This window comes from Nitratireductor pacificus pht-3B, assembly GCF_000300335.1.
GTDB classification, from domain to species: Bacteria; Pseudomonadota; Alphaproteobacteria; order Rhizobiales; family Rhizobiaceae; genus Nitratireductor; species Nitratireductor pacificus.
On record NZ_AMRM01000006.1, the window covers coordinates 47230 to 58857 of the forward strand.

The 11628-nt window shown below is 67.3% G+C and carries 11 protein-coding genes; 7 read left to right on the forward strand and 4 right to left on the reverse strand.

Going from position 1 to position 11628, the window contains the following annotated elements; all coding sequences use genetic code 11:
* The first annotated feature begins 58 nt into the window (after positions 1 to 58).
* Positions 59 to 562 (forward strand): Holliday junction resolvase RuvX, encoded by a 504-nt coding sequence (gene ruvX / locus NA2_RS06730; RefSeq protein WP_008595660.1) that lies wholly within the window; start codon positions 59 to 61, stop codon positions 560 to 562.
* Here ruvX and NA2_RS06735 read toward each other — a convergent pair.
* Positions 526 to 861 carry a DUF6105 family protein gene (locus NA2_RS06735; protein ID WP_008595662.1) on the reverse strand — a complete coding sequence of 112 codons (336 nt, stop codon included), beginning with the start codon at positions 859 to 861 and terminating at the stop codon, positions 526 to 528. The two genes, ruvX and NA2_RS06735, sit on opposite strands and share 37 nt — an antisense overlap.
* Positions 861 to 1424 carry a hypothetical protein gene (locus NA2_RS06740; RefSeq protein WP_008595664.1) on the reverse strand — a complete coding sequence of 188 codons (564 nt, stop codon included), beginning with the start codon at positions 1422 to 1424 and terminating at the stop codon, positions 861 to 863. The genes NA2_RS06735 and NA2_RS06740 overlap by 1 nt, the downstream gene beginning before the upstream one ends.
* Positions 1425 to 1694: 270 nt before the next feature.
* Between NA2_RS06740 and NA2_RS06745 the strand changes: the two genes are divergently transcribed.
* On the forward strand, positions 1695 to 2633 hold the full coding sequence (locus NA2_RS06745) for an AEC family transporter (RefSeq protein ID WP_008595666.1): 939 nt from the start codon (positions 1695 to 1697) through the stop codon (positions 2631 to 2633).
* On the opposite strand, the gene NA2_RS06750 is transcribed toward NA2_RS06745, so the two are convergent.
* Positions 2615 to 4246, reverse strand: coding sequence for an acyl-CoA dehydrogenase family protein (locus NA2_RS06750; RefSeq protein ID WP_192814167.1), 1632 nt, complete (start codon positions 4244 to 4246; stop codon positions 2615 to 2617). The two genes, NA2_RS06745 and NA2_RS06750, sit on opposite strands and share 19 nt — an antisense overlap.
* Positions 4247 to 4436: 190 nt before the next feature.
* Here NA2_RS06750 and NA2_RS06755 point away from each other — a divergent pair, with 190 nt between their 5' ends.
* From NA2_RS06755 to dprA, 4 genes are all read left to right on the forward strand, one after another.
* Positions 4437 to 5399, forward strand: a complete 963-nt coding sequence (locus NA2_RS06755; protein WP_008595669.1) for an aspartate carbamoyltransferase catalytic subunit — start codon at positions 4437 to 4439, stop codon at positions 5397 to 5399.
* The gene (locus NA2_RS06760) at positions 5396 to 6682 is read left to right on the forward strand and encodes a dihydroorotase (RefSeq protein WP_008595671.1); all 1287 of its coding nucleotides are present in this window, start codon (positions 5396 to 5398) and stop codon (positions 6680 to 6682) included. Before NA2_RS06755 ends, NA2_RS06760 begins: the two co-directional genes overlap by 4 nt.
* 113 nt (positions 6683 to 6795) lie before the next feature.
* A complete protein-coding gene (plsY, locus tag NA2_RS06765) occupies positions 6796 to 7410 on the forward strand; it encodes a glycerol-3-phosphate 1-O-acyltransferase PlsY (RefSeq protein ID WP_008595673.1) in 615 nt (204 codons plus the stop codon).
* Positions 7407 to 8543, forward strand: a complete 1137-nt coding sequence (gene dprA / locus NA2_RS06770; RefSeq protein WP_008595675.1) for a DNA-processing protein DprA — start codon at positions 7407 to 7409, stop codon at positions 8541 to 8543. Before plsY ends, dprA begins: the two co-directional genes overlap by 4 nt.
* Here dprA and NA2_RS06775 read toward each other — a convergent pair.
* The gene (locus tag NA2_RS06775; RefSeq protein ID WP_008595677.1) at positions 8505 to 8735 is read right to left on the reverse strand and encodes a hypothetical protein; all 231 of its coding nucleotides are present in this window, start codon (positions 8733 to 8735) and stop codon (positions 8505 to 8507) included. The genes dprA and NA2_RS06775 overlap by 39 nt on opposite strands.
* A gap of 273 nt (positions 8736 to 9008) precedes the next feature.
* Between NA2_RS06775 and topA the strand changes: the two genes are divergently transcribed.
* Positions 9009 to 11627, forward strand: coding sequence for a type I DNA topoisomerase (topA, locus tag NA2_RS06780; RefSeq protein ID WP_008595679.1), 2619 nt, complete (start codon positions 9009 to 9011; stop codon positions 11625 to 11627).
* The last annotated feature ends 1 nt before the right edge of the window (position 11628 follow it).

Consider the following 11628-nt stretch of genomic DNA (forward strand, 5'->3'; position numbering starts at 1 on the left):
AATGTCTTCGCTTTTACTGTGACCGCTTCGCAGATAGAACACTCTCCCGCTCTGATTTATGAAGATCGTCGTGATCCGGGAGGAACAGCGCGCCTTGTCAGTGGTCCAGCTTGAAGAACTCCCCGCGCGGCTTGCCGCGGGGCAAACGCTCGTCGGCCTCGACCTCGGGACCAAAACCATCGGCGTCGCGGTCTCCGACCGGAGCCTTTCGCTTGCCAATCCGCGGCCGGTGATCCTGCGTCGCAAGTTCACCAAGGACGTCGAAGCCCTTCTCGAGCAGCTCGCCGCCGACAATGCCGGGGGCATCGTCATCGGCCTGCCCGTCAACATGGACGGCAGCGAGGGGCCCCGCGCCCAATCGACGCGCGCCTTCGTGCGCAATCTGGAACGGCTGACGCCCCTGCCGGTCGCCTTCTGGGATGAGCGAATGTCGACAATCGCCGCCGAACGGGCGCTGATCGAGATGGATGTGTCGCGCAGGAAGCGCGCCGAACGGATCGATTCGGCGGCGGCGGCCTTTATCCTTCAGGGCGCGCTGGACAGGTTGGGTGCGCTCGGCTGAACCGCCTTTTCACCTGCATAGGCGGCGCGCTTCTCCTTCAACCAGGCACGGATCGCCTTGCGGCGGCGGAAGGCAACAATGCCCAGAAGCAGGAAGGAATCGACCACGCAGGCCCGCGCCACCAGAGGCGGGATCGTTTCGGGTTCGATGCCCAGAATGTCGCCGTAGAGCCGGAACAGCAGGTCGTTCATCTCGCGGCTGAAAAAGCCGAGCCCGAAATTGATGTCGTGATAAGACAGCCCGTACCAACCCCAGAACAGTCCCATGGGCAGCGCCCAGAACAAAAGAAGGTAGCGCATCAGCTTATCCTGTCGTCATTGGCGGGCGGCATGCGAACCAGATCGCGCGGCGTCGCCAGGCGTTCCAGCAGGGTCCCGTGCACGGCGTTGAGCGCATTGAGGCGCGCGATCTTCTGCGGTCGTACCGCATCGGCGAGGCGGATCGAGCCGACGTCGTGCTTCTCGAACCGTATGGCGAGATAGGTGGCGAGGATCGCCAGGAGCGGGATCGATTCGGTCGATCCCGGCCCGCCGCCTCCCCGGACCGCCGCCCCGTAGAGCGCGGTGGTCAGGAGAACCGCCAGCGCCGCCGTGCAGGCGAGACGCGCGACCTGTTCGGTCTCGCTCGCCTCGCCGTCCCGCTCGAGCACGCAGACGACGAGCGTCCAGAGAAAGAGAACGGATACCAGGCTGTGGGCGAGAACGAGCGCGATGCCCGCCACAAGTCCCCAGGCTTCCCCCGTCTCCGGCACCGGCGCGAGCGCGGCGCTCAGCGCATCGTCGGCCAGCGCCGCCGCCCATGCGGTAAAGGCGAAGCAGGCCGTCCAGTAGATGGACAGGAGGATGGTGAAGGTGCGGCTCATGGGATCCTTTCTCGATCGCCTGCCACACTGGCCCTCAACAAATCGCGCCGCAACGCTTACCATTCGTTAAGGTTAATTTTCACAGCCTCGTCGCCCCCGCGACGGCTTCCTGCGCGAAAATTCCATTCCGCTTGTCCGGCCGATGCGGTAGAGCGGGCCGTTCTGCCGGAGATATCCCCGCTGGTGTCTCCCGTATCATCGCGTTCCGCGACGGCGGCGTTTCCACGCCGGTTGCAGGGCGCGCCCGTCCCGTCCGTTCCTGGGAATCCGATGTTCGCCATTTTCGAAAGCATCCTGCCGATCTTCCTGCTCATCGTCGCGGGCAACGTCCTGCGCCGGCTGCCGCTGATCGGCGACGCCACATGGCCGGGGCTCGAACAGCTGTGCTACTGGTTCCTTTACCCGGCCCTCTTGTTCATCACGATCGCCAATGCCGATTTCTCGGGTCTGGAACTGAACGCCATGCTCGGCGTGCTGATCGTCGCCGTCTCCGTGATGATCGCCGTGGTGCTAGCCCTGTGGCCGCCGCTCCGGCGCAGCGGGCTGGTCGCGCATGGCCAGTATTCCTCCGTCTTCCAGACGTCGATCCGATGGAACGGCTTCATGGCGCTGGCGATCGCGGAAAAACTCTTTCCGGCGGCGGGAAGCGCCGTTGTGGCGCTTGTGATGGCGGTGATCATCATCCCCATCAATATCGCCTCGGTATCGGTCGTCGCCCGCTTCGCCGACAGCACGGCCTCGTGGTCGAAGGTCGTCCGCGACGTGCTGCGCAACCCGCTGGTGCTCGCGTCCGGCGCGGCGGTGCTGCTGCGCCTCACCCCGTTCGGGCTCTACGCGCCCCTGACGGAGACACTCGACCTCGTCGGCCGCGCAGCCCTTGGCATGGGCCTCCTGACCATCGGCGCGGGTCTCAAGCCAGGCGACCTGTTCGCGCGCAACGCGGCCCTGTGGGTCGCCGTCGCTCTGAAACTCGCCTTCTTCCCGCTGCTGCTGATCTCGATCGCCCTGGCGTTCGGCATCACGGGACCGGCGCTGAACTATCTGGCGCTGTGCGCGGCCGTGCCGACGGCGATGAACGGATATCTGCTGGCCCGCCAGATGGGCGGGGACGCGCCGCTCTATGCAACCGTCACAACCATGCAGACCATCCTCGCCTTCTTCACAATCCCGGTCGTCCTGATGATCGCCGGTCAGCTCGCCTCGGGGTAAAGCACGTCGAGGATCGCGGCCGCGTCGTGGCGGGCGTCCAGCATGCCGTAGGTGGCGCGCCACTGGCCGGCCAGCCGCGTCTCCATGAAGGCGTCGGCCACCCGTCCCGCGCCCATCCGCCGCAGTTCGGCGGCGGCGGCGGCAAGCGCGAGCTGCTCGGTCAGGATGCGGGCCGATCCCTCGTCGGTCTCGCAGACGCGCGCAGCGGCGGCGAGCACTTCCAGCGTCGTAGCGCCCTTGTCGCCCAGATCCGCGCCGATCATCGCCAGCACATCGTCGAACAGGCTCGCATTGCGTCCCAGCACGCGCAGCACGTCGAGCGCCATCACATTGCCGGAGCCTTCCCAGATGGCGTTGACGGGCGCCTCGCGGTAAAGGCGGCCCAACGGAGCCTCCTCGACATAACCATTGCCGCCCAGGCACTCCATCGCCTCGTAGGTGATCGCCGGCGCCAGCTTGCACACCCAGTACTTGACCACCGGCGTCATGACCCGTGCGAACGCCGCTTCGCCGCGATTGTCGGCCGCCTCGTCGAAGGCGCGGGCGAGCCGCATCGTCAGCGCCGTCGCGGCCGCGACGTCGAGCGCCATGTCGGCGAGCACGCGCAGCATCAGGGGCTGCTCGAACAGCGGCTTGCCGAAAACATGGCGGTGACGGGCGTGATGCACGGCCTCGGCCAGGCTGGCGCGCATGATTCCCGCCGACCCCAGGGCGCAGTCGAGCCGCGTCAGCGTGACCATGTCCATGATCGTGCGCAGCCCCGAACCCGGTTCGCCCACCAGTTCGCCGACCGTCCCGTCGAACTCCACCTCGGAGGAGGCATTGGAGCGGTTGCCGAGCTTGTCCTTCAGGCGCTGGAAGCGCAGGCCGTTGCCTCGGTCGTCATCGAGTAGGCGCGGCACGAGGAAGCACGACAGCCCCTCCTGCGCCTGCGCCAGCACCAGGAAGGCGTCGGACATGGGCGCGGAGAGAAACCATTTGTGGCCGCTGAGGCGATAGACCCTGCCCTCGACAGGTTCGGCGCGCGTCGTGTTGGCGCGGACGTCGGTGCCGCCCTGCTTCTCCGTCATGCCCATGCCGATGGTAATGCCGGCCTTCTGCGCCACCGGCTTGTTGGCATGATCGTATTTGCGTGTCGCCACGCGCGGCGCCCAGCGGCGGAACAGCGCCGTGTCGGCCATCAGCGCGGCCAGCGCCGCGCTGGTCATGGTCAGCGGGCACAGATGCCCGCATTCGAGCTGCGCCGTCAGATAGAAGCGCGCCGCGCGCACCTGATGGCGCTGGCCCGCCTCCGCCTGGCCGTTTTCCCAGATCGAGGCGTGCAGCCCGTTGGTCGCCGAGCGGCGCATCAGGGCGTGATAGGCCGGATGGTACTCGACGAGATCGATGCGGTTGCCGTAGCGGTCATGGGTCCGGAGCTGCGGCAGCTCGGCATTCGCCAGCCGGGCCAGGTCCAGCGCCTCGGGATTGCGCACGAAGCGGCCGATGGCATCGAGTTCCTTGCGCACAGGCTCGGAGAACCGCTCCCCGGCCTGCATCATCAGGGGGTCGCTGCGCCAGGCATTGGTGCCAGCAATCGGCGGCGGCTGATTGATTACGTCGTGCGTCACGATATTACTCTATCACTCGATGTCACTCGATCGGAAACGCATCAGGAATCGAAGCGCCCCTCCGTGCATAGTGGCAAGGCCGGCTTTGCCAATCCATTAAAATCGGATGTCGCGCTTTTGCAGGGGATGAGCGAGAAGATCAGCGAAGCCCGCTTGCGGCGGCTCCGCGCTCGGCCTATAGCACCCCCTTAAGATGACAGACGCGCCCTTTCCGCTTTACCCGCACCGCCACCTGCTCGGCATCAAGGGCCTGTCGCCCTTGGACATCGAGACCCTGCTCGACCGGGCCGACGCCGCCGTGGCCATCTCCCGCCAGCAGGAAAAGAAGACCGCCGCCCTGCGCGGACGGACCCAGATCAACCTGTTCTACGAGGCCTCGACACGCACCCAGTCGTCGTTCGAGCTGGCCGGCAAGCGGCTCGGCGCCGACGTGATGAACATGTCGGTGGCCAGTTCCTCGACCAAGAAGGGCGAGACGCTGCTCGACACGGCGATGACGTTGAACGCCATGCGGCCCGACATCCTCGTCATCCGCCATTCGGCGGCCGGCGCGGCCGCCCTCCTGGCGCAGAAAGTGTCCTGCTCGGTGGTGAATGCTGGCGACGGCGCGCATGAGCATCCGACCCAGGCCCTGCTCGACGCGCTGACCATTCGCCGGGCCAAGGGGCGGATCGGCGGGCTGACCGTGGCGATTTGCGGCGATATCCTGCATTCGCGCGTGGCGCGCTCGAACATCGTCCTGCTCAACGCCCTTGGCGCGCGCGTGCGGGTCGTCGCGCCGTCGACGTTGCTGCCTTCGGGCATCGGCCAGATGGGCGTCGAGCCCTTCACCCGCATGGACGAGGGCCTGAAGGACGCCGACATCGTCATGATGCTGCGCCTGCAGCGCGAGCGCATGGCCGGTTCCCTCGTCCCCTCGGTGCGCGAGTATTTCCGTCTCTACGGGCTCGACGCCCGCAAGCTGAAGGCCGCGAAGGAGGATGTGCTCGTGATGCATCCCGGCCCGATGAACCGCGGGGTCGAGATCGCCTCGGAGATCGCCGACGGCCCGCAGAGCCTGATCCAGGAACAGGTGGAGATGGGCGTCGCGGTCCGCATGGCGGTGATGGAAGCGCTGCTCGATCCGCGCCGCAACGCCGAAGGAGGCGCGGCATGAGCGCGACGGTCTTCACCAACGCCCGCATTATCGATCCGTCGCGGGCGCTGGACGAGCGCGGCGCGGTCATCGTCGCCGACGGCAGGATCCTCGCCGCCGGCAGCGACGCGATGAACCAGGGCGCGCCTGACAATGCCGAAACCGTCGATTGCGGCGGCCATGCGATCCTGCCGGGCCTGATCGACGCGCGCGTCTTCATCGGCGAGCCAGGCGCCGAGCACCGCGAAACCATCGCCTCGGCGAGCCGCGCCGCCGCCGCCGGCGGCGTGACATCGCTGGTGATGATGCCCGACACCACCCCGGTCATCGACGATGTGGCGCTGGTCGAATTCGTCCTGCGCACGGCGCGCGATACCGCCATCGTCAACATCTTCCCGTCCGCCGCCATCACCAAGGGATTCGTCGGTCGCGAACTCAGCGAGTTCGGCCTCCTGCAGGAAGCCGGCGCGGTGATGCTGACCGAGGGCCGGGCCACCATCGCCAATGCGCTGACCATGCGCCGCGCGCTGACCTATGCACGCGATCTGGGCATCACCATCGCCCATGAGACGCAGGACCGCGACCTCGGCGCCTCGGGCGTCATGAACGAGGGCCTGTTCGCCAGCTGGCTCGGCCTTTCGGGCATTCCGCGCGAGGCGGAGACCATTCCGCTGGTGCGTGACCTGATGCTCGCCCGCCTGACCGGCGGGCGCTATCACGCGGCGAAGATCTCGACCGCCATGTCCGCCGCTGCCATCGCGCGCGCCAAGGACGAGGGCGCTGAGGTCAGCGCCGGCGTCTCGATCAACCATCTGGCGCTCAACGAGAACGACATCGGCGACTATCGCACCTTCTTCCGGCTGTCGCCGCCCCTGCGCACCGAGGACGACCGCCTGGCGATGGTCGAGGCGCTGAAGAACGGCGTCATCGACATCGTCGTGTCCTCGCACGATCCGCAGGACGTCGACACCAAGCGCCTGCCCTTCGCCGAGGCCGAATCCGGCGCGATCGGCCTGGAGACGCTCCTGTCGGCGGCCCTGCGCCTGCACCACAATGGCGACGTGCCCCTGATGCGCCTGGTCGAATGCCTGTCGGCCGCGCCGGCCCGCCAGTTCGGCCTGCCCGGCGGCACGCTCAGGCCCGGCGCGCCGGCGGACCTCGTCCTAGTCGATCTCGACGCGCCGTGGCTGGTTCGCGAGGCGGATATCCGTTCGCTGTCGAAGAACACCTGCTTCGAAGGCGCGCGCATGCAGGGGCGGGTCTTGCAAACCATGGTTGCAGGCCGCACAGTGTTCAGCGCCTGACGGGATTGCCGCGTCTGCGGCGCGTAAATCAGATCGCCGCATGACTGCGGGGGAAGCGGTGGGGCCGTGTCGCACGCGATGGGCCGCGCCGAAGGTTTGGGGGAGAGTGCGGGATGCCGGATCCGATCAGTTGGCAGCTTGCCCTGCCCTTTCTCGTTGCCGCGCTGATTTTCGGCTATCTTCTCGGCTCGATCCCCTTCGGCCTGATCATCACGCGCGCCGCCGGCCTCGGCGACGTGCGCAAGATCGGCTCGGGCAATATCGGCGCGACGAACGTGCTGCGCACCGGCAACAAGAAGCTCGCGGCGCTGACCCTGCTCCTCGACGCGCTGAAAGGCACGGCGGCGGTGCTGCTGGCGGGCATGTATGGACCCGACCAGGCCATCGCCGCCGGTCTCGGCGCCTTTCTCGGCCACCTGTTTCCCGTCTGGCTCGGCTTTCGCGGCGGCAAGGGCGTCGCGACCTATCTCGGCGTGCTGCTCGGTCTTGCCTGGCCGGGCGCCCTGATCTTCGCGGTCGTCTGGCTGGCCGTGGCCTTCGCCACGCGCTACTCGTCGCTCTCGGCGCTGGTGGCGGCCATTGCCGTGCCCGCCGGCCTGTTCTGGCTCGGCCATGTGCAGGCGGCGCAACTGTTCGTGCTGATGAGCGTCATCGTCTTCATCAAGCACCGGGCCAATATCAGCCGTCTTCTCGCCGGCACCGAGACCCGCATCGGAGGCAAGGGGTGAACACGCCCCAGGCCGGCGGCCCGCTGCTCAGCGACCGTCAGCGCCTTGCCTGGCTGCGCCTGCTGCGCAGCGAGAATGTCGGCCCCGTCACCTTTCGCCAGCTCATCAACCGTTTCGGCTCCGCCGAGGCCGCGCTCGCCGAACTGCCGGAACTGGCCGAGCGCGGCGGCGCGACGCGCCGGTTCGTCATCGCCTCTATCGGCGACGCCGAACGCGAACTGGAGACCGCGCAGCGCTTCGGCGCGCGGTTTGTCGCCGTCGGCGAGCCGGACTATCCGCCCCTGATGCGGCGCATGGACCAGCCGCCCCCGCTGATCGCCATGAAGGGCGACGCAGCGGTCGCGCAGCAGCCGACGATCGCCATCGTCGGGGCGCGCAACGCCTCCCTGTCCGGGATCAAGCTGGCGCGGCAGCTGGCGGGTGCGCTGGGCAGGGCGGGCTACGCGATCGCCTCGGGTCTGGCGCGCGGCATCGACACCGCCGCCCACACGGGCAGTCTCGATACGGGAACCATCGCGGCACTGGCCGGCGGACTGGATGTCCCCTACCCGCCGGAGAACCTGGACCTGTGCGGCGCGATCGCCGAGCGCGGCGTCGTCCTCAGCGAGATGCCGTTCGGCTGGGCGCCGCGCGCGCGGGACTTCCCGCGCCGCAACCGGCTTGTGGCAGGTCTTTGCTACGGTCTGGTGGTCGTCGAGGCGGCGCAGCGGTCGGGATCGCTGATCAGCGCGCGGCTGGCGGGAGAGATGGGGCGGCTGGTGTTCGCGGTGCCCGGCTCGCCCCTCGACCCGCGCGCGGCAGGCGCCAACGCCCTGCTCAAGGACGGCGCGATCCTCGTCACCGGGGCCGGCGACGTTCTCGAGGCGGTCGCGCCGCTGATCGGCACGCCTCCGCCGCCGACGGAGCATTTCGAAGAACCCGCGGATTATGGAGCGGCGCCTCCGCCGAGCGAGAGCGACCGCGACCGGATCATCGAGGCGCTTGGGCCGACGCCCGTCGCCATCGACGAGATCATCCGGCACACCGGCCTGCATCCCGCACAGGTACTGTCCGTGCTTCTGGAACTCGACCTGGCCGGCCGGATCGAGCGGCACTCAGGAGGCGCGGTTTCCCTGCTTGAGATCAGCAGCTAGACCAAGCCGTTCGTCCTGCAGCCGGTACGGGCGATCGCCGCGGATGATGTCGCTCGCCTCGACATAGGCCATCTCGATCAGATAGGCGAGCATGTCCGACCGCTCCGCCAGCGCCATGATGCGCAACTGGCCGAGCATCGCCTGCACATAGTCAAGCGTGTCGGTCCGCCTCCTTCCGTAACGTTCGCCCATTCGCCCGCACTCCCTTCAGCGCACGGCACCCCGGCTTTCGCCTGCTCCCCAGCAATCTCCTTTATGGACCCATTGGAAGTATACATAACATTATAAACAAATAAACCAGAAATTTAGCATAAACGCCGAGCCGGCCATGCCCCCATGCGCGACCGATGAAATTGCCCTTGGGCCTTGACCGCGCGGTAAAGCGCAGCCATGTGACGGGGCTGGATTCGTCAATAATGCGTGGCGCCGGACGCACCGGGCGCCCACGGGGATATTTTTAAGCCAATGGATCTCGTCATCGTCGAGTCGCCTGCCAAGGCGAAAACCATCAACAAGTATCTGGGCGCGAACTACAAGGTTCTCGCCTCGTTCGGCCATGTGCGCGACCTGCCGGCCAAGGATGGTTCCGTTCGTCCCGACGAGGATTTCGCCATGTCCTGGGCCGTCGACGGCCCCTCCTCCAAGCGGCTCTCCGACATTGCCAAGGCGATGAAGGATGCCGACACGCTCATTCTCGCCACCGACCCCGACCGCGAGGGGGAAGCGATTTCCTGGCATGTGCTGGAGGTGTTGAAGCAGAAGCGCGTTCTGAAGGACAAGCCCATCCGGCGCGTCGTCTTCAACGCCATCACCAAGAAGGCAGTGCTCGACGCGATGGCCGCACCCCGCGAGGTCGACGCGCCGCTGGTCGATGCCTATCTGGCGCGCCGGGCGCTCGACTATCTGGTCGGGTTCACCCTGTCGCCCGTGCTGTGGCGCAAGCTGCCGGGCGCGCGTTCGGCCGGCCGCGTGCAGTCCGTCGCGCTCAGGCTCGTCTGCGACCGCGAGGCGGAGATCGAGCGCTTCGTGCGCGAGGAATACTGGCAGATCGCGGCGCAGCTCGCCACGCCGCGCGCCGAGACCTTCGAGGCGCGCCTGACCGCCGTGGACGGCAACAAGCTGCAGAAGCTCGACATCAAGAACAAGGAGCAGGCCGACGGCATCAAGGCGATGCTCGAAGGTGCAAGCTTCAAGGCCCTGTCGGTCGAGGCCAAGCCGACCCGCCGCAACCCGGCGCCGCCCTTCACCACCTCGACCCTGCAGCAGGCCGCCTCGTCGCGCCTCGGCTTCGGCGCATCGCGCACCATGCAGGTGGCGCAGAGGCTCTACGAGGGCATCGACATCGGCGGCGAGACCGCCGGCCTCATCACCTATATGCGTACCGACGGTGTGCAGATGGCGCCCGAGGCGCTCGACCAGGCCCGCGCGGCAATCGGCAAGGAGTTCGGCGAAAAGTTCCTGCCGGAGAAGCCGCGTTTCTATTCGGTCAAGGCAAAGAACGCCCAGGAGGCGCACGAGGCCATCCGCCCGACCGACTTCTCCCGCACACCCGACCAGGTGCGGAAATATCTCGACGCCGACCAGGCGCGGCTCTACGAGATCATCTGGAAGCGGGCCATCGCCAGCCAGATGCAGGCCGCCGAGATCGAGCGCACCACGGTCGAGCTGGAGGCGGTCAACGGCGCGCGCAACGCCAATCTGCGCGCCGTCGGCTCCGTCATCCGCTTCGAGGGCTTTCTCGCCGCGTACGGCGTCGACAAGGAAGAGACGCCCGACGACGAGGAGAGCCGCCGCCTGCCGCAGATCCTGGAAGGCGAGACGCAGACCTGCCAGGGGATCGAGGCGACCCAGCACTCGACCGAGCCGCCGCCGCGCTATTCCGAAGCGTCCCTGATCAAGAAGATGGAGGAGCTCGGCATCGGCCGTCCGTCCACCTATGCGGCAACGTTGAAGACGCTCGAGGATCGCGACTACGTCACCATCGACAAGCGCCGGCTGATGCCGCAGGCCAAGGGCCGGCTCGTCACCGCCTTCCTCGAAAACTTCTTCGAGCGCTATGTGGAGTACGACTTCACGGCCGGGCTCGAGGAAAAGCTCGACAAGATCTCCGACGGCCAGCTTTCCTGGAAGGACGTGCTGCGCGACTTCTGGGCGGATTTTTCCGGTCATGTGGACGAGATCAAGGAGCTGCGCGTCACCAATGTGCTGGACGCGCTGAACGAGGAGCTGGCACCGCTCGCCTTCCCGTCACGGGAAGACGGTTCGGATCCCCGCGTCTGCCCGCGCTGCGGCACCGGGCAATTGTCGCTCAAGCTCGGCCGGCACGGCGCCTTCGTCGGCTGCTCCAACTATCCTGAATGCGGCTTTACGCGGCAGTTCGGCGAGGCGGGCAACGGCGAGGATGGCGACAACGGCCTGAACGGCGACAAGGTGCTCGGCAAGGACCCGCACACCAGCGAGGAGATCACCCTGCGCTCGGGGCGTTTCGGCCCCTATGTGCAGCGCGGCGAAGGCAAGGAAGCCAAGCGCTCCAGCCTGCCGAAGGGCTGGACGCCCGATTCCATCGACATCGAGAAGGCGCTGGCGCTGCTGTCCCTGCCGCGCGACATCGGCAAGCACCCCGAAAGCGGCAAGATGATCTCGGCCGGTCTCGGCCGCTACGGCCCGTTCCTGCTGCATGACGGCGGCTACGCCAATCTGGAGACGATCGAGGATGTCTTCTCCATCGGCCTCAACCGCGCCGTCACGGTGATCGCCGAGAAGAAGGCCAAGGGGGCAAACGGCCGCGGGCGCGGCACGCCGGCCGCGCTGAAGGAGCTGGGCGACCATCCCGATGGCGGCAAGGTCACCGTCCGCGACGGCCGCTACGGCCCCTATGTCAATCACGGCAAGGTCAACGCAACCCTGCCGAAGGGCAAGGACCCGATGGCGGTGACGATCGAGGAAGCGCTGGAGCTGGTGGCGGCCAAGGCCGGCAAGAGCGGCAAGAAGCCCGCTGCAAAGGCGAAGAAGCCGGCAGCGAAGAAGGCAGCCGCCAAGAAGCCGGCAGCCAAGAAGGCAGCGGCCTCGAAGAAGAAGGAATGAC